Genomic DNA, 16,278 nt, shown 5'->3' with positions numbered 1-16,278 from the left:
GGGTTTTTTCGTGGCTGATTGAACAAGCGGGGCAAAAAATGCGGTGTGTTGATCGTTCAATTCACACAATCGACTGATCTGCCTGGCCGGACAATCAAGTCCTGACACGGATGGGACGCAGGCACGCGCCTTGAAGGAAATCTGCGAAAACGATTTCCGCTAGCGAAACATCACTTCATTAGCGGGCAGCGAACGTTGCATGCCTGGATCCTGTCCGCGCATCAGCGCTCGCTCAGTGGGTCTCCGATGGCCCGTGTGACCGGTTTCAGCATATATTGCAGCACGGATTTGGACCCGGTCACGATCTTGGCATCAACGACCATGCCCGGCGAAATGGTTTCAGCCCTTGCCCCCTGCCCGATCGTGTTGGACGCCAGCGGAATGGTGGCCTTGAAATAATAGTTGCCATATTCGTCCCGGAAACTGGACGCTGAAATCACCGAGACCTCACCCTTGATCGTCCCTTCGATATTGGGATCGAAGGTCGTGATGTGGATCTCCGCCTCGTCACCGACTTCAACATGACCGATGTCGCGCGGAGAGACGCGCACTTCCGCGACCAAGTCGCTGTCGCTCGGAACAACTTCGGCAACCACGTCGCCGGGTGCCAGTACGCTGCCGGCCCCTTTGAGGTAAAGCGCCTTGATATGACCTGCCACCGGCGCGCGCACATAAAGCCTGTCGAACCGGTCACGCTGTTTTTCCGCTTCGAAGGCCAGTTCGCTGCGCTCCTGCGCCACCCGGCTACGTTCTTCGGCCAGTTCTTCCTGAAGTACGGCGATCGAGCGCTCAAGGCTCGCTTCCGCTTCCATCAACTGCGCCTGCGCACGACCCTTGAAGCCATTCAACTCGCTCAATTGGCTCTGCGCATTCTGAAGCGACGACTTGGCGTCCAGAAACCGCCGCTTCGACGTATAGCCCTGGTCGTAAAGCGATTCCTGGATGTTGAACTTTTCCTGCTCGATTTCGACCTGCGTCCGCTGCAGCGCAATACGTTCAACAATGCTGGCAAGTTCAGCCTGTTTCTCGTTGATCCGGGCCTTTAGCGCCTGCTGCTCCTGTTCAGCGGCCTTGCGCTGCGCGTCAAACGCCGCCTGCTGGGCTTCGCTGAAAACAGCCCCGCCGGTGAGCCGCAATCCATTAGCCCCATCCCCCGACGTATCGCCGGTGAGGCGCTGTTCTTCTGTTGCCAGGAACCGCAAACGTGTCTGCACCCGTTCCAGATCACTGGAGGTTGCTGTTTCCTGCAGGCGGACCAGAGGTGTGTCTTTCGTAACAAGTTGCCCTTCCTGCACCAGGACTTCGGCAACGATGCCGCCTTCCAGGTGGCCGACGGTTTGAACCTTGCCTGCCGGTACGATCTCGCCGGTCGCACTGGCAACTTCCCGCACCTGGCCGAAGGCAGACCATGCCAGGAATGCTGCCGCACTGAGGGAAAGAACCTGCAGAACGCGCCGATAGGCAACGGGAGGCGGTCCCTCTTCCAATTCAAGAGGAACGTCGAGAGAATAATTTTCAAGTGAGGCTTTACGAGTAAACATGGCGCCCTAACGCTGGCCGATACCACGCTAACTATTCGCGATTAAAGTAAATATCCGCTGAATCCGCGTAGCTCTCTTTTCTGAAAAAGTGCGCATTTGCCGTTGAAACCGGGCCGCAATCTTTTTCCTCAATCCACAAGTGCGTGGCAACCGAACCAATTTGGCCCAAACTGTCTTTGACCAAAGTCAGACGGCGTGCATTAATGTCACAAGAGTTGACCTATTTTGAGTCAAACTGTGATGCTTTGGGAGGAGCGTATGGCGACTGCGGAGACTGTTCTGGCGGAAAAACAGGACGGATTTTTGCGTATCACCCTCAATCGGCCGGACCGTCTCAACGCCTTCAACGAAGAGATGCACCTCGCCTTGCGCGGGCAGCTCAAAGTCGCGGCTGAGACTGCCGATATTCGCGCTGTGCTTCTGACCGGCGCCGGCCGGGCTTTTTGCGCCGGGCAGGACCTGTCCGACCGGGACATGCGTGACGGCAGCGAAGCGCCGGATCTCGGCGTGACGCTGGAAACGCTCTACAACCCCCTTGTGCGGCAGATCCGGGCGCTTGAAAAACCGGTCATCTGTGCCGTCAATGGCGTGGCTGCCGGTGCCGGTGCAAATATCGCGCTTGCCTGTGACATCGTTCTGGCAGCCCGGTCCGCGCGCTTCATCCAGGCGTTTTCCAAGATCGGACTGGTGCCGGATTCCGGTGGCACCTGGTTGCTTCCCCGCCTGATCGGAGAAGCACGGGCGAAGGCACTCGCCATGACGGGAGAGCCGCTGAACGCGGATACGGCCGCCGACTGGGGACTGATCTGGAAAGCCGTTCCGGATGAGGAGCTTCAGTCGGAGGCCCAATCCCTGGCCAGCCGGCTTGCCTCCGGAGCCACCAAGGGCCTGGCCGCCACCAAGAAACTGATCCAGGACGCGGCCGATCAGCCGCTGGACCGTCAACTCGATGATGAACGCGATGCACAGCGCCTTGCGGGACGCTCCAGCGACTACAAGGAGGGCGTCTCTGCCTTTCTCGAAAAACGCCCTGCCCGGTTTACCGGCACCTGATCAGACGGAGCCCCTTATGACCCCGGAAGAGCTTGCAAAAGCCTGTGCGCAGCGCATGTGGTCCCAGGACACGGCCTCCCAGAACCTCGGCATCGCCCTGGATCAGGTTGAAGCGGGCCGCGCGACCATGTCGATGACGGTGACCAAGGCCATGACCAATGGTCATGGCATCTGCCACGGCGGCTACATCTTCACGCTTGCGGACAGCGCCTTTGCGTTTGCCTGTAACACTTATAACCAGGTCACCGTTGCCCAGCATTGTGATGTCACGTTTCTAGCGCCGGCACATCTCGATGACAGGCTTACCGCTGAAGCGCGCGAACGGAACCGGCGTGGCCGTTCAGGACTTTACGACGTAACCGTAAGCAACCAGGCCGGTGACGTGATCGCGGAGTTCCGCGGCAATTCAAGAACGACAAAAGGCAGCATCCTGCCGGAATGAGGTGGTGACCTGATTGGTTGCCAAGGGAGGACATCATGGAAAATCTCGCTCCGCTTCCAGGAGATCTCGAACCCATCGAGACCGCTAGCCGGGACGAATTGTCGGCACTGCAACTAAGCAGATTGCAGTGGTCGCTAGCCCATGCTTATGAAAACGTTCCGCTTTTCAGGAAACGCTTCGATGAAAAGGGCATCCATCCGTCTGATCTGAATAGTCTCTCGGACCTGTCGAAGTTTCCCTTCACGACAAAGACCGATCTGCGTGACCACTATCCGTTCGGCATGTTTGCGGTTCCGCGCGACAAGATTGTCCGGGTTCATGCCTCGTCCGGCACCACCGGCAAACCGACGGTGGTTGGTTATACGGCGAACGATATCGACATGTGGGCCCATCTGGTTGCCCGCTCGATCCGCGCTTCGGGCGGACGGCCCGGTGACATCATTCACATTGCCTATGGCTATGGCCTGTTCACCGGCGGCTTGGGCGCACATTACGGCGCGGAGAAGATGGGATGCACCGTGGTGCCCGTTTCCGGTGGCATGACAGAACGGCAGGTGACGCTCATCCAGGATTTCAAGCCGCGCATCATCATGGTGACACCGTCCTATCTGCTATCCATCCTTGACGAGTTCCGCCGCCAGGGCATCGATCCTCGCGAAACGTCATTGGCGACCGGCATTTTTGGAGCGGAACCCTGGACCAATGCAATGCGCCAGGAAATCGAACAGGCGTTTGATATGCACGCCGTTGATATTTATGGACTTTCAGAAATCCTCGGGCCCGGCGTCGCCAATGAATGCGTGGAGACTAAAGACGGTCTGCATATCTGGGAAGATCATTTCTATCCGGAAATCATCGATCCGCAGACAGGCGACGTTCTGCCCGACGGGGAAATCGGTGAGCTGGTGTTCACAACGCTCACCAAGGAAGGTCTGCCGATGGTCCGTTACCGGACCCGCGACCTGACCCGCCTTCTTCCCGGCACCGCCCGCAGCATGCGGCGCATGGAGAAGATCACCGGACGCTCCGATGACATGATTATCCTGCGCGGCGTCAACGTTTTTCCTACACAGATCGAGGAACAGATCCTGAAATGCGAGGGCCTGTCACCGCATTTCCAGATCGAGCTCAGCAAGAAGGATCGTCTGGATGTCATGACGGTTCATGTCGAAGCACTTCCGGCAGCGGCAGGCAGCGATGCACGGGAGGCGTCGGCCCGGGAGCTTGCCCACCACATCAAGAGCGTCGTCGGCGTTTCTGCCCGGATCGATGTCACGGAACCGGGCGATGTGGAACGTTCTGCCGGCAAGGCCAAGCGTGTGGTTGATAACCGGCCCAAAGAGTGATCAAGGCCCTTACCCTTCAGCGCTCCCTGCCGGTTTCCTGAAAAACATGGCAACCGGCAGGGGCTTTCTGCCTAAGGACCCGAGACTGACTTTGCGTTTGAAACAATATCCGGCCCCCGGCGTGGCGTGCCTGGGACCGGTATAGTCAGTTCTTCGGTAGCGATAGCGTCCCGATCAGGCGGGCCAGTCTTTTGCGACCAGCGTCAGGACATCATACTGCGCCACAGGCTCATCCTTCTGGTTGGAAACCAGGCAATCCCAGCGAACTTCGCCATAGTCGGCGGTGATCCTGGGGGAGATTTCCTTGGCGGTCAGTTGTACCTTGAGGGTATCTCCGGCATTGACCGGGGTCATGAAACGCAGATTGTCGACACCGTAATTTGCCAGAACCGGGCCTTCGTCCGGGTCGACAAACAGGCCTGCGGCAAAGGACACGATCAGATAACCATGGGCCACACGCCCCTCGAAGAACGGGTTCCGCTCCGCAGCCTCCTGGTTCATATGGGCGTAGAACGTATCTCCGGTGAACTCGGCAAAATGCTCGATATCGTCCAGCGAGACCGTGCGTGACCCGGTGACAAGCTGATCGCCAATCTTCAATTCGGCCAGTGACTTGCGGAAGGGATGGCGCGTGTCTTGCCGGCCAGGTGACCCGGAAATCCACCGTCCCGTGACAGCTCCGAGAAGGTGCGGTGCGCCCTGCACGGCGGTGCGCTGCATGTAATGTTTCACGGAGCGGATACCGCCAAGCTCTTCACCACCACCGGCGCGCCCCGGGCCGCCGTGAACCAGCATCGGCAGCGGCGAGCCATGTCCGGTCGAGGACCTTGCGCTCATGCGGTTGCCGATCATGACACGGCCATGGAACGGTGCCATGCCGAGCACCGCCTCTTCCGCAACGCCGGGATCATTGGTGAACACCGAGGCGACCAGCGAGCCCTTGCCCTTGTGGGTGAGTTCAACAGCCTCGTCGACCGTGTCATAGGGCATCAGGGTTGCCACGGGCCCGAAGGCCTCGACGGAGTGTACGGCCTCAGCCTTGAGCGGGTCGGCACAATGAAGGAGAACCGGGCCGGCGAACGCGCCGTCACTGGACACCCCTGCCGGATTGCGTGACAGAAGCTCAGCCTCAGCTTTGAGATCGGCGATACGGTCCTCCACTTCCGTGACCTGATCACGCGAAGCCAGCGGACCCATGGTAACAGTGTCGTCCCGTGGATCACCGATAACCAGACGGTCGAACCGTTTCTGAAGCGCCTCCGAGACGGCTTCGATCGATTTCCTCGGCACGATGACACGCCGAATGGCGGTGCATTTCTGACCTGCCTTGACGGTCACTTCGCGGGCGACTTCCTTGACGAACAGGTCAAATTCCGGATCCTCCGGCGTCACATCCGGACCGAGCACGGCCGCGTTAAGACTGTCTGCTTCCATCGAAAAACGCGTGGAGTTCTGCACGATCGCCCGGTTCTGGCGCAGCATCTGCCCGGTGGCCGCAGAACCCGTGAACGTGACCACATCCTGTCCGGTCACATGGTCGACCAGATCGCCTGCCGAGCCGCAAAGAAGCTGAAGCGCTCCTTCCGGCAGGATGCCGGTTGCCAGGATTTCACGTACCATCAGTTCTGTCAGGTAGGCCGTCTGGCTTGCCGGCTTGACCAGGCACGGGACGCCCGCGATCAAGGCGGGCGCGATCTTTTCCAGCATGCCCCAGCAGGGAAAGTTGAAGGCATTGATGTGAATGGCAATGCCGCGCAAGGGGGTCAGCACGTGCTGGCCCGAGAAGGAATTGTCGCGCGACAGAAGTTCCACGGCTCCTTCGACAAACACCTTGGTGTTCGGCATCTCGCGGCGGGCCTTGGACGAATAGGCGAACATGGTCCCAATGCCGCCTTCAATGTCGATCCAGCCATCCTTGCGTGTTGCCCCCGTGGCAAAGCTTTCCTGGTAGAAAAGCTCCTTCTTGTCCATAAGCGCCTGGGCAAGCGTTTTCAGCATCAGGGCGCGCTCGTGATAGGTCATCTTGCGCAGCTCCTTGCCACCTTTGTCACGACCCCAGGTCAGAGCTTCGGCAAGATCGAGACCGGACGCATCGATCGTTGCCACAGGCGCTCCCGTGGCTGCGTCGAGCAAGGGTTTGCCGTCCGCCTTCCCCGGCCGCCAGGCGCCGGCCAGATAACTTTCCAATACGCGGACTTTTTGCGGATGAGCGGTCATGAAACAGCCTTAAATTCAACAGGATACGGAAGCGATCAGGCGTCGTAGGTAACGACGAGACGTTTTGTGAGCGGCCGCGACTGACAGGTCAGCACGTAGCCGTCACGGATCTCGTCGTCTTCAAGGGCATGGTTGGCCGCCATTTCCACCTCGCCCTCCAGGACCTTGCCCCGGCATGTGGAGCAGACCCCGGCACAGCAGGAGTAAGGCGCATCGATGTTGTTGCGATGGGCGGCTTCCAGAATGGTTTCTCCCGGCTCCATGTGGATGTCACGCGTGGTGCCGTCGATGGTCAGTTTCAGGTCCGCATCCTTGGCCTTGCCGTCCACGACTTCCGGACGAAGCTTTGGTGGCAACCGGCCGGGCTGATCGGACTTGAACAGCTCCTGCTTGATCCTGTCCGTGTCCACGCCCCCGGCTTCGAGGCTTTCGCGAACCGTTTCCATCATGCCATGCGGACCGCACAAAAACGCGAGATCGATGTCTTTCGGGTCGATCAGGGTTTCAAACAGTTCGGCAAGTTTTTCTTCGTCGATCCGGCCGGAGAAGAGTTCTGTGTCCTGTGCATCGGATTTCAGAATATGGATCACGTGCAGCCGGCCGAGATAGCGGTTCTTCAGATCCTCCAGTTCCTCCCGGAACATGATCGAGGACACTTGCCGGTTGGCATAGACAAGCGTGAACTGCGACTGCGGCTCCCGTGCCAAGACGGTCTTCAAGATGGACAGGATCGGGGTGATGCCGGATCCGCCGGCAAATCCGACATAAAACCGCGCCCGCTCGGGCTCGATCGGTGCATTGAAACTGCCAAGCGGCGGCATCGCTTCGACACTTTCGCCGACAACGAGATTCTCGTTGGCCCAGCAGGAGAAGGCGCCACCGTCGACACGCTTGATCCCGACTTTCAGAGCCCCCTCTTCGGTTCCGGCGCATATGGAATAACAGCGGCGGACCTCATGTCCGTCAAAATCGCGGCGAAAGGTCAGATACTGACCCTGCGAAAAGCGGAAAAGCTCCTCTTCGCCGGGTGTCGGCTGCAGGGTCACGACGACCGAGTCCCGTGTATCCGGGGTTACTTCGGTCACTGTCAGGGCATGAAACCGAGACATGCAAATCCTCCCAAGTGTGTTTCAGGCGGCGCTGCCGATCAGAAGCCAATCACAACAGCCTAGTGGCATTTGAAATAGTCGAATGGTTCAAGGCAGGCGCGACACCGATAGGCTGCCTTGCAGGGTGTCGAGCCGAACTGACTGACCTTTTCGGTGTCCTGCGACCCGCATCGCGGACAGGCGACCACCACGTCGGACTGTCCCGTCAGCCGGGCAATCCTGCCCTTCGAGGCACTCGGCGCACCGGTTTCCCGAACCGGCGGCGCAATGCCATAGGCACGCAGCTTCTCGCGCCCGCGGTCGGTCAGCCAATCCGTCGTCCAGGGCGGGCTCAGCTGCTGTTCAAGTCGCAGGTTGGTGATCCCGTGGGACCTGAGCTTGGTCTCGATGTCGAGATTGATCACCGCCGTTGCCGGGCAACCCGAATAGGTCGGCGTCACCGTGACAACAAGCGTTTCCTCTTGCCAATGAACGTCCCGGATGACGCCGAGGTCGGTCAGCGACAGGACAGGGATTTCCGGGTCAGGAATTTCCCCCAGCCATTGCCAGACGGTGTTGGTGGTCACGAGCATGACTTACCAGGTCGCTCCCGGATAGGCGCGCTGCAGGAACTGCATCTCCGCCAGAATGTGACCCAGATGCTCGGTATGCCGACCTTCCAGACCGCCTTTGTGCGCGAATGTGCTTTCGGGCAAGATCAGCGTTGCATCCGTCAGCACTTCCTGAACAGTTGCCTGCCACTCAGCCTGCAGCGACGCCGGATCAGGTGCCAGACCGGCTTCGGCCATGGCCCTATCGACCGCATCTGAGGCAAACATCTCGCCCGTATAGGACCACAATTCGTCCAGGGCCGTCTGCATCCGCTGATGGCTTTCCGGTGTGCCGTCGCCCAGACGAATGACAAGATCTGCCGAGCGGTCGAGATGATAGGCGACCTCTTTGCCGGCCTTTGCGGCAATCGCTGCAATCCGGGGATCGGTTGAGCCTTGCAGCGCCTTCAGCATCTGCATCTGGAACACGTCGATAAAGAACTGGCGCATCATCGTCTTGCCAAAATCGCCATTCGGTTGCTCGGCCAGAAGGAGATTGCGGAAGTCCCAGGCATCCCGCAGATAGGCCAGTTCGTTCTCGCCCCGCCCCTTGCCTTCAACCTCACCGGCCAGACCGAGCCACATACGCGCCTGCCCGATCAGATCGAGCGCGATATTGGCCAGCGCGATATCTTCTTCCAGAACCGGCGAGTGCCCGCACCATTCTGACACGCGGTGACCCAGGACCAGCGCGGTGTCACCGCGTCGCAGCAGCCATTCGAACAGAACATCGTTCGCGATATGATCGTTCTTGTCAGTCATCACATTTTCCCGACATCGTCCGGAATGTCATAAAAGCTCGGGTGCCGGTAGATCTTGTCCATGGAGGGTTCAAACAGGCTGTCCTTGGCTCCGGGGTCCGACGCCGAGATCTGTGCAGACGGCACCACCCAGATCGAAACGCCTTCCTTGCGGCGCGTATAGACGTCGCGCGCGTTCTTGATCGCCATTTCCGCGTCCGGCGCATGAAGCGAACCGACATGGCGGTGGTTCAAGCCATGCTGCCCGCGGATGAAGACCTCCCAGAGCGGCCATTCCTTTTTCATGTGTATCCTCCGAAATTCAGGCGGCTGAGCCGGCACAGCGTGCCGTGCGCCAGAGATTGGCGTTCGGAACGTGTTCCCAGCCAAACGCCTGGTCCGATGAGCCATTCTTGTTGTAATGATCCAGACGGTCCCGGGCTTCCTCCAGGCTTGGCTGATGACCAACCGGAACCGGCCACATGACAAAATGCATCCGGTCCATGACCTCGAACCATTCGGCACGCCGGTCGTAGATCCGCTTGTGAACCGTCTTGAAGACAAAGTTTTCAAGTGAAGTCACATCGGTCCAGACAGAGAGGTTCGGGATCACCATCGGATCGGCCTCCCGCGTCATCTCAACGGAGGTGCCGCCTTCATCCTTCAGGCGCCAGACAAACCCTTCGCTGCGCTCGGCAGCGGCGTTGACCCTGTCGAGATTGTTGACGAAATCGGCGATCCGCGGGTCGTTTATGTCGTAACGCAGGCGCGCGACATTCAACTCAGCGATATGAAACCCTGACATTGACCGTCACTCCGCAGCCTGTTGCGCCGCGGCTCGTTTGTCGGCATGGGCCATCAGACCGTCTCGCACCCAGGCACCATCCTCCCAGGCCTTGACCCGCGCGTTCATGCGTTCGCGGTTGCAGGGCCCGTTGCCCTTCAGAACTTCAAAGAACTCCGACCAGTCCGGTTCGGAGAAGTCGTAGCCGCCCTTCTCTTCATTCCACGTCAGCTGGTCGTCCGGAATACTGAGACCCAGATATTCGGCCTGCGGCACGGTCTGGTCGACGAATTTCTGGCGCAGTTCGTCATTGGTATTGATCTTGATCTTCCACGCCATCGACTGGGCGGAATGAACCGAATCCTTGTCGGACGGTCCGAACATCATCAGCGACGGGTACCAGAACCGGTTGAGCGCATCCTGGGCCATGCGGCGCTGCGCCTCAGAACCTTTCGCCATCTTCATCATGATGTCGTAGCCCTGGCGCTGGTGGAAGCTCTCTTCCTTGCAGATCCGGATCATCGCCCTGGAGTAAGGCCCGAATGACGTGCGCTGCAGCGGCACCTGGTTCATGATCGCCGCACCATCCACCAGCCAACCGACAGCACCGATATCGGCCCAGGTCAGGGTCGGGTAGTTGAAGATGGAGGAGTATTTCATCTTGCCGGCATGAAGAAGCTCGATCAGCTCGTCCCGGCTAACCCCCAGCGTCTCCGCCGCGCAATAGAGATATAGGCCATGTCCGGCCTCGTCCTGGACCTTGGCCAGCAAAATGGCCTTGCGCTCAAGGGTTGGCGCACGCGTGATCCAGTTGCCCTCCGGCAGCTGTCCGACGATTTCCGAATGGGCGTGCTGACCGATCTGGCGAATGAGCGTCTTGCGATAGCCTTCCGGCATCCAGTCGGTTGGCTCAATCTTCTCGCCGCGATCAATACGCTCCTGAAAAGCCCGCTCTTCCGCGGACATCTCCGAAATGTCACGGACCTTGTCCGCGTCGGTTTTCACCATCTGTGCGTACATGACCCCTCCTCATGCCATGTGAACCTTCGAGGAGAGTAGCGCACAATACGTCACAGAAAAAGTTTCTTTTTGATTTTTTGTGTGATGTTTTGAGTCCAACGCCACCAACATCGGTAAATCTGACCTGATCAGGACGTTGCGGAAAGGGTTTCCAGTCGCCTTCTGACGGCGTCAGGCTGTACGGGCAATGGACCGTTTCTGTCGAAGAGATGTTCCCCGATGAAGGTATCGGCCGGCACTGACAGTTGCCGGTAAAGATCTGCAAACAAGGTTCTCGCGGCGAAGCCCGGCCAGTCGTCGGGCAGAACCGTCTTCGGCAATCTCGGATCGCGCAGTTTTATGTCGCGATAGGCATGGACAAGAGCCAGCCGGTATTGAAGCGCGGTTTTCGGTGGGACGGTTTTGCTCACCAGGCGCTGCATGTCCAAAAATGTCTCTGAAAACAACGCATAGTCCCGCGCTAGATCCTTCAGACGAAACGCCTGAAAGGCGAGTTCTCTCAAGCTCTCCGTGTCGTCTGCCAACACACTTGCCCGAAACGGCAATCCCAGACGCGGCCGGTCCGGCCGGTTTGCGGCCATGAACATGTTGCCGCTGATTTGAACGAACCCGCTTCCAAGGAGTTCGGACTGTTCGGCAGCGCTTGTGCACAATGTGAGGATCCAGTCGCAGTCGGCCTCGGCCGGGCCGAAAAACAGGTCAGCCGCAAGGTGGTATTCCTTTCGGGCAGCAGCGGTCAGGCCATAAAAACTGCGCCGCCCTTCCCGCTCGCCCTTGAGCTGGCCCTTTGACACCAACCGGGACACGGCGGTCCGCACGAGGGATTCGTTGACGCCGAAATCCGCGCAAAGAGTAATCAGATCACCGATCCAGAGTACACCACCGCGCGGCTCAACGATGTCTCCATAGATGGTCACGATCAACTGGGCGGCCTTGGGCGGAAGAGGACGCAGAAAGTGATTGGCCGAAGTGTCCCTGATATCGAACATTTGAATCCTGTTCCGAGTGCAATGGCAGCAGATTACCCGGCGCGTTTGCTCAATCCAAGTGCGGCGGTGCGCTCCTTTTCGACGCAAGACGCTTTTGCTTGCGCAGGCGATTTTGTAACGTTATAGGATTACGCGTTATAAAATTACACACTCACGGATGATCCGCATGACTTCCTCGTTTTCTCGTCCATTGAACCGTCGCAGGAAATCCAGCCTCATGGCGTCAGCTGCCGGTGGTGCCCTTCTGGCCATGTCCGCGAGCGCGCTCGCTGATGCACCTTCTGTTGTCACGTCCATCAAGCCGGTCCACTCGATTGCCGCCGCCGTGATGAAGGGCGTTGGCGAACCAGTCATTCTGATAGACGGCGCCGCCTCCCCGCACGGCTTTGCGTTGAAACCAGCACAAGCGTCCCAGCTGCAAAACGCCGACGTGGTGTTCTGGATCGGTCCGGACTTGAGTGCGTCGCTTGAAAAGCCGATCTCCTCCCTCGCGGCAAGCGCCGATATTGTCGAATTGATCAATGCACCCGGTGTTTCCCATCTCGGCATCCGGGAGGGCGCCAATTTCGACGCCCATGATCACGACCATGGACATGGCGACCATGCGGAAGCTGAACATGGTCATGACGATCATGAAGAACATGCCGACCACGATGATCATGGGCATGACGACGACAAGCATGCCGAAGCCGAGCATGGTCACGACGACCACGATCATGAAAAACATGCCGACCACGATGACCACGGGCACGACGACGACAAGCATGCCGAAGCCGAGCTTGGTCACGACGATCATGATCATGATCATGATCATGATCATGAAAAGCATGCCGAAGCGGACCATGACCATGAAGGGGAACGCGACGCCCATATCTGGTTGAACCCGGATAACGGCATTGCGATCGCCGCACAAATGGCGGCAACGCTGTCCAAGGTCGATCCGGACAATGCGGCGACATACCAGAAAAACGCACAGGCCTTCTCGGAACAGATCGAAGCGCTTGAGCACGATCTGGAACATGACCTGGAACCGGCAGCAGGCAAGGCGTTTATCGTGTTTCACGATGCCTACCACCATTTCGAACATCATTTCGATGTCGAAGCCAGCGGTTCCATTACCCTGTCGCCGGAAGCGCTCACAAGCGCCGAACGCGTCGACCAGATCCGGCATCAGATCAAGGACCTGGGCGTAACCTGCGTGTTCCAGGAACCTCAATTCGATGCCAAGCTCGTCGATGTTGTCATCGAAGGCAGCGATGCCCGCGTTGGAACGCTGGACCCGCTTGGCACCGAGCTGCAAAACGGACCGGACCTTTATCCCAATCTTCTCAAAGGTCTGGCAGCGTCTCTAAGCAGTTGCCTGGGTGGCGAGAGCTGACAAAAAACCGCCGGTCACTGACCGGCGGTTTTCTTTTGGAATGCCTTTTGGGACAGCTGGCGTCAGGACCTTGCCTTGGCGCGCAGGGTTTCCGTCTTCTCCAGCGCTTTCAGCAGATGCCGGTCCCGATCGTAGATATCGGAATAGAAGGCGATCGATCCGTCCAGATCCGGCCAGGCTGTGAAATAGGACACATAGACCGGAATGTCGCCGGTTACCTTCTCCTGCTCGTTCTGGCCTGCGGCGATGCGCGAGGTCACATAATCTTTCGATTTACCGAGCACCGCGGCTGCCATCGCTTTCGGGTCGTGAAGCCGGACGCAGCCGTGACTGAACGCTCTGACATCCTTCTTGAAAAGGCTCTTGGCCGGCGTGTCGTGCATGTAGATATGGTGCTTGTTCGGGAAGAGAATCTTGACTTCACCGAGGGCATTCGAGCGCCCGGGATACTGGCGCACATTGATGCTTTGCTGCTTGCTGGCAACCGCGTACCAGTTGACCGACGCAGACGACACCTTGCGTCCGCCTGGCGTTGACACTTCATAGCCGGCACGGTCCAGGTAACTCGGATCCTGCGCCAGTTTCGGCAGCATCTCATTGACGATGATCGAATAAGGAACGCCCCAATAGGGGTTGTATTCAACGATCTCGATCTTGTCGTAGAAGAAGTTGGTCTGGTTGGATTTCTTGCCGACAACCACACGCATCTGCAGCGGATCTTCGCCTGGTGCGCTGTAGGTCGCGGTGAAGGCTGCCTGGTTGATGAAGACCTTGCGCTCTCCGAGCTCTTCCGGAATCCAGCGGCTGCGCTCCATCGCAAGTTCAACCTTGGCGATCTTGGCAGCATTGGTTTCACCGACCATGGCCTTGATGGTGTTCTTGCCAACGATACCGTCCGGAGTCAGCTTGGCTTCCTTCTGGAAGGACTTCACCAAGGCTACCAGTTCCGGCGTGTAAACCTCACCGTCCACATAGGCGGCAAGCGTTTCGGCGTGAGTCGTCTTCAGCTCTTCCGATGCGATCTTGGCAATCGCCGCGACAATGTTCTTCATCTCCGGGCTGGACTTGCCGGCTTTCAGGAACGTGCCGGGCGCAATCACGATCTGGTCCGCTTCCTCGTCTTCTGCCCGCAGACGCGCAAGTTCTTCCTTCAGCGCCTTGAAATGCGCATTTTGCGGCTGATGAGAGGCAAGGTTTGCGCCGACATTGCCGGACCCGTTCAGGATTTCCAGCGCAGCTACGAGATCCACTTCGTGCCGTGGCAGATCGTGGTATTGCGAAATCCGGTTCGGATCGACCCGGCCGCGGGTGGCATCGAGAACATAGGTCAGGGCCGCCGCGCTCAGTTCCATCTCAAATCGCATCAAGGCCGCGTCGCGTGCCTCACCTTCAAGCCCGGCGGTCGCCGGCAGTGCCACGAAATAGTCAGCCGGGTTGAGCGCGAACTGTGCTGCGTCGGCCAATGCACGACGCAGTTCAGCCGCTTTTACGGTGGCCTTGCCATCCTCGATCCAGACGAAGTCCGGATGCTCACGATAATAGGCGATCAGCGCCTCGCCGACTTCCGGCAATGTGGTCAGCGTCATGTCCTTGAGCGCTGGACGGGCCTCATCAAACGCCGTCAGAACCAGGGGGGCAACCGGTTGAGCATCGGTCTGAGCCGACTGGGTTTCCAGATCCGTTCCATCGGTTTCAGACGGCTGGACTTCCGCCGTCTTCTTCTCCGACAGCTCGGCAAGAGAAACCTTTTTCCAGGCGTCCGCCGTGTAGTTCAAATAGCGCGGCGCAGAAACCTTTACCCGGGTCGCCTGCTGGCGCAGCTGTTCCTGGCGTTGCTGCTCCTGGGCACGGCGCTGCTGTTCCGGATTGAACAGGCGCTGGAAGAAATTCTGCGCACTGGCTGTGTCGACTGTCGTGACGCTGAACCCGGTGGCAAGCACCGATGCTGTCAGGGCAACTTTCAGAGACTGCCCGAAGACTGTCCCTCTCCGCCTTTCCGGCAGGGTCAACCCGGTGTCTCGTTCCCGTCCAAAGTCTCTTTTGTTTCTTGCGCGCATTGCCAACATCCGAAATGTTTTAATCGTTGAGACCCGTCACCACGCCCGCCGTGACCAGCCGTAAATTTTCCCTGCCTTGGCATCCAATCCATGCCGCCGCGCTGTCTGGCGCTGGTGGCAGTGAAGGACCCTGTTCCGCAGCGGCTCTCGGCCCAATGGGCCCAACCAGCTCAAATGACCTGCGGATAGGGGTTAATACTACAACAGGCTTGTGCAGTCGGTTAAGGCCAAGTGTCATACACAGCTTTTGAAATCACGTCGGTGTGACGATATTGCCGCGTCCACACCACCCTAAAATAGAACCGCTACTCGCCCTACAGCTAAAAGTCGATTTCATTAGGCGAAAACTGGCAAGGCCTGTCAGGAAGAGGCCGGGATTGTAGCCGACCTCCGGACATTCGGCGCTGACGTGACAAGCATCACGACTGCTTCAGATCGGCCAGCCTATAACCTGGCTCACAAGAACGTGAACGTTCCGCCGGAGTGAAAGATGCCGTTCCAGTTCAATGTCGGAGATCATGTGTCGCCCGTCTTGAAATACAAGAAGTTCAACGCCTCGCAGTATTCACAACTGAAATGGGCGCGGTCCAAGCTGTTCAAAATGGTGCAGAACAACCCGTCCTGTAACGCCTATTTCCGAACGCTGCCGAAGGGCCGCAGCCTGACCAGTCTCATCAACGACAGTCGCATCTGGGTCAATTACGGACCGACGATCTCGCCGCTGCACGGAGAGATCCATGCCCCATCCGGGGAAATCGCCGTTGGAGACCGGGCGTTCAACATGGGGCGCTGGATGGTGCTTGCAACGCTCATTCACGAGCTGGCGCATTATAACGGCGCGCCGATCACAGGCGGCAACACGAGTGCAGAAGAAGCCGTTTATCACTGCGGCCTCGGCACACCGAAAGAATATTATGGCGGCGTGGATGATCCGCGCACGCCTTATGATCCAACAATCGGCGGCTAAACTGGAAACCGGACGGCCTCATGCGGCCATCCGGCAAAGCGTGTC

At 58.6% G+C, this 16,278-nt stretch carries 15 protein-coding genes; 5 read left to right on the top strand and 10 right to left on the bottom strand.

The features are described from left to right. Positions 1–221: 221 nt before the first annotated feature. Complete coding sequence (locus CHH27_RS05460) at positions 222–1,541, bottom strand: HlyD family type I secretion periplasmic adaptor subunit (RefSeq protein ID WP_094070687.1); 1,320 nt, start codon at positions 1,539–1,541, stop codon at positions 222–224. Positions 1,542–1,799: 258 nt separating this feature from the next. On the opposite strand from CHH27_RS05460, the gene paaG reads away from it, so the two are divergent. Genes paaG through paaK form a run of 3 tightly spaced genes read left to right on the top strand, consistent with a single transcriptional unit; the run spans position 1,800 to position 4,382 of the window. Further along, a complete protein-coding gene (paaG, locus tag CHH27_RS05455; protein ID WP_094070686.1) occupies positions 1,800–2,594 on the top strand; it encodes a 2-(1,2-epoxy-1,2-dihydrophenyl)acetyl-CoA isomerase PaaG in 795 nt (264 codons plus the stop codon). A 16-nt stretch (positions 2,595–2,610) separates the two neighbouring features. After that, complete coding sequence (gene paaI, locus CHH27_RS05450; RefSeq protein WP_094070685.1) at positions 2,611–3,036, top strand: hydroxyphenylacetyl-CoA thioesterase PaaI; 426 nt, start codon at positions 2,611–2,613, stop codon at positions 3,034–3,036. 35 nt (positions 3,037–3,071) lie between these two features. After that, positions 3,072–4,382, top strand: coding sequence for a phenylacetate--CoA ligase PaaK (gene paaK / locus CHH27_RS05445; RefSeq protein WP_094070684.1), 1,311 nt, complete (start codon positions 3,072–3,074; stop codon positions 4,380–4,382). A 174-nt stretch (positions 4,383–4,556) separates the two neighbouring features. Here paaK and paaZ read toward each other — a convergent pair whose 3' ends face one another. From paaZ to CHH27_RS05405, 8 genes are all read right to left on the bottom strand, one after another. Next, entirely contained in the window at positions 4,557–6,599 is a 2,043-nt protein-coding gene (paaZ, locus tag CHH27_RS05440; protein WP_094070683.1) for a phenylacetic acid degradation bifunctional protein PaaZ, read from the bottom strand. A 35-nt stretch (positions 6,600–6,634) separates the two neighbouring features. After that, entirely contained in the window at positions 6,635–7,708 is a 1,074-nt protein-coding gene (locus tag CHH27_RS05435) for a 2Fe-2S iron-sulfur cluster-binding protein (protein WP_094070682.1), read from the bottom strand. A gap of 59 nt (positions 7,709–7,767) precedes the next feature. Next, positions 7,768–8,280, bottom strand: a complete 513-nt coding sequence (gene paaD / locus CHH27_RS05430) for a 1,2-phenylacetyl-CoA epoxidase subunit PaaD (protein ID WP_094070681.1) — start codon at positions 8,278–8,280, stop codon at positions 7,768–7,770. Positions 8,281–8,283: 3 nt separating this feature from the next. After that, on the bottom strand, positions 8,284–9,060 hold the full coding sequence (paaC, locus tag CHH27_RS05425; protein WP_094070680.1) for a 1,2-phenylacetyl-CoA epoxidase subunit PaaC: 777 nt from the start codon (positions 9,058–9,060) through the stop codon (positions 8,284–8,286). Further along, a complete protein-coding gene (paaB, locus tag CHH27_RS05420; protein ID WP_094070679.1) occupies positions 9,060–9,344 on the bottom strand; it encodes a 1,2-phenylacetyl-CoA epoxidase subunit PaaB in 285 nt (94 codons plus the stop codon). Before paaB ends, paaC begins: the two co-directional genes overlap by 1 nt. A gap of 16 nt (positions 9,345–9,360) precedes the next feature. Beyond that, positions 9,361–9,843, bottom strand: a complete 483-nt coding sequence (locus tag CHH27_RS05415; RefSeq protein ID WP_094070678.1) for a DUF3291 domain-containing protein — start codon at positions 9,841–9,843, stop codon at positions 9,361–9,363. 6 nt (positions 9,844–9,849) lie between these two features. After that, the gene (gene paaA, locus CHH27_RS05410) at positions 9,850–10,842 is read right to left on the bottom strand and encodes a 1,2-phenylacetyl-CoA epoxidase subunit PaaA (RefSeq protein WP_094070677.1); all 993 of its coding nucleotides are present in this window, start codon (positions 10,840–10,842) and stop codon (positions 9,850–9,852) included. Positions 10,843–10,970: 128 nt separating this feature from the next. Then, positions 10,971–11,831 (bottom strand): PaaX family transcriptional regulator C-terminal domain-containing protein, encoded by an 861-nt coding sequence (locus CHH27_RS05405; protein ID WP_094070676.1) that lies wholly within the window; start codon positions 11,829–11,831, stop codon positions 10,971–10,973. 217 nt (positions 11,832–12,048) lie between these two features. On the opposite strand from CHH27_RS05405, the gene CHH27_RS05400 reads away from it, so the two are divergent. Next, positions 12,049–13,209 carry a zinc ABC transporter substrate-binding protein gene (locus tag CHH27_RS05400; protein ID WP_247646195.1) on the top strand — a complete coding sequence of 387 codons (1,161 nt, stop codon included), beginning with the start codon at positions 12,049–12,051 and terminating at the stop codon, positions 13,207–13,209. 62 nt (positions 13,210–13,271) lie between these two features. On the opposite strand, the gene CHH27_RS05395 is transcribed toward CHH27_RS05400, so the two are convergent. Continuing rightward, positions 13,272–15,266, bottom strand: coding sequence for a murein L,D-transpeptidase (locus CHH27_RS05395; RefSeq protein ID WP_094070675.1), 1,995 nt, complete (start codon positions 15,264–15,266; stop codon positions 13,272–13,274). A 490-nt stretch (positions 15,267–15,756) separates the two neighbouring features. Between CHH27_RS05395 and CHH27_RS05390 the strand changes: the two genes are divergently transcribed. Then, positions 15,757–16,233 (top strand): hypothetical protein, encoded by a 477-nt coding sequence (locus CHH27_RS05390; RefSeq protein ID WP_094070674.1) that lies wholly within the window; start codon positions 15,757–15,759, stop codon positions 16,231–16,233. The last annotated feature ends 45 nt before the right edge of the window (positions 16,234–16,278 follow it).

This window comes from Labrenzia sp. VG12 (assembly GCF_002237595.1).
Lineage (GTDB): Bacteria > Pseudomonadota > Alphaproteobacteria > Rhizobiales > Stappiaceae > Roseibium.
The sequence above is the reverse complement of the archived record's forward strand: the minus strand, read 5'-3'. Positions and strand labels throughout refer to the sequence as shown.

Bases quoted from the DNA above. Each gene is read 5' to 3' on its own strand.
- CHH27_RS05460 (WP_094070687.1), bottom strand. From the start codon at position 1,541: ATGTTTACTCGTAAAGCCTCACTTGAAAATTATTCTCTCGACGTTCCT.
- paaG (WP_094070686.1), top strand. From the start codon at position 1,800: ATGGCGACTGCGGAGACTGTTCTGGCGGAAAAACAGGACGGATTTTTG.
- paaI (WP_094070685.1), top strand. From the start codon at position 2,611: ATGACCCCGGAAGAGCTTGCAAAAGCCTGTGCGCAGCGCATGTGGTCC.
- paaK (WP_094070684.1), top strand. From the start codon at position 3,072: ATGGAAAATCTCGCTCCGCTTCCAGGAGATCTCGAACCCATCGAGACC.
- paaZ (WP_094070683.1), bottom strand. From the start codon at position 6,599: ATGACCGCTCATCCGCAAAAAGTCCGCGTATTGGAAAGTTATCTGGCC.
- CHH27_RS05435 (WP_094070682.1), bottom strand. From the start codon at position 7,708: ATGTCTCGGTTTCATGCCCTGACAGTGACCGAAGTAACCCCGGATACA.
- paaD (WP_094070681.1), bottom strand. From the start codon at position 8,280: ATGCTCGTGACCACCAACACCGTCTGGCAATGGCTGGGGGAAATTCCT.
- paaC (WP_094070680.1), bottom strand. From the start codon at position 9,060: ATGACTGACAAGAACGATCATATCGCGAACGATGTTCTGTTCGAATGG.
- paaB (WP_094070679.1), bottom strand. From the start codon at position 9,344: ATGAAAAAGGAATGGCCGCTCTGGGAGGTCTTCATCCGCGGGCAGCAT.
- CHH27_RS05415 (WP_094070678.1), bottom strand. From the start codon at position 9,843: ATGTCAGGGTTTCATATCGCTGAGTTGAATGTCGCGCGCCTGCGTTAC.
- paaA (WP_094070677.1), bottom strand. From the start codon at position 10,842: ATGTACGCACAGATGGTGAAAACCGACGCGGACAAGGTCCGTGACATT.
- CHH27_RS05405 (WP_094070676.1), bottom strand. From the start codon at position 11,831: ATGTTCGATATCAGGGACACTTCGGCCAATCACTTTCTGCGTCCTCTT.
- CHH27_RS05400 (WP_247646195.1), top strand. From the start codon at position 12,049: ATGGCGTCAGCTGCCGGTGGTGCCCTTCTGGCCATGTCCGCGAGCGCG.
- CHH27_RS05395 (WP_094070675.1), bottom strand. From the start codon at position 15,266: ATGCGCGCAAGAAACAAAAGAGACTTTGGACGGGAACGAGACACCGGG.
- CHH27_RS05390 (WP_094070674.1), top strand. From the start codon at position 15,757: ATGCCGTTCCAGTTCAATGTCGGAGATCATGTGTCGCCCGTCTTGAAA.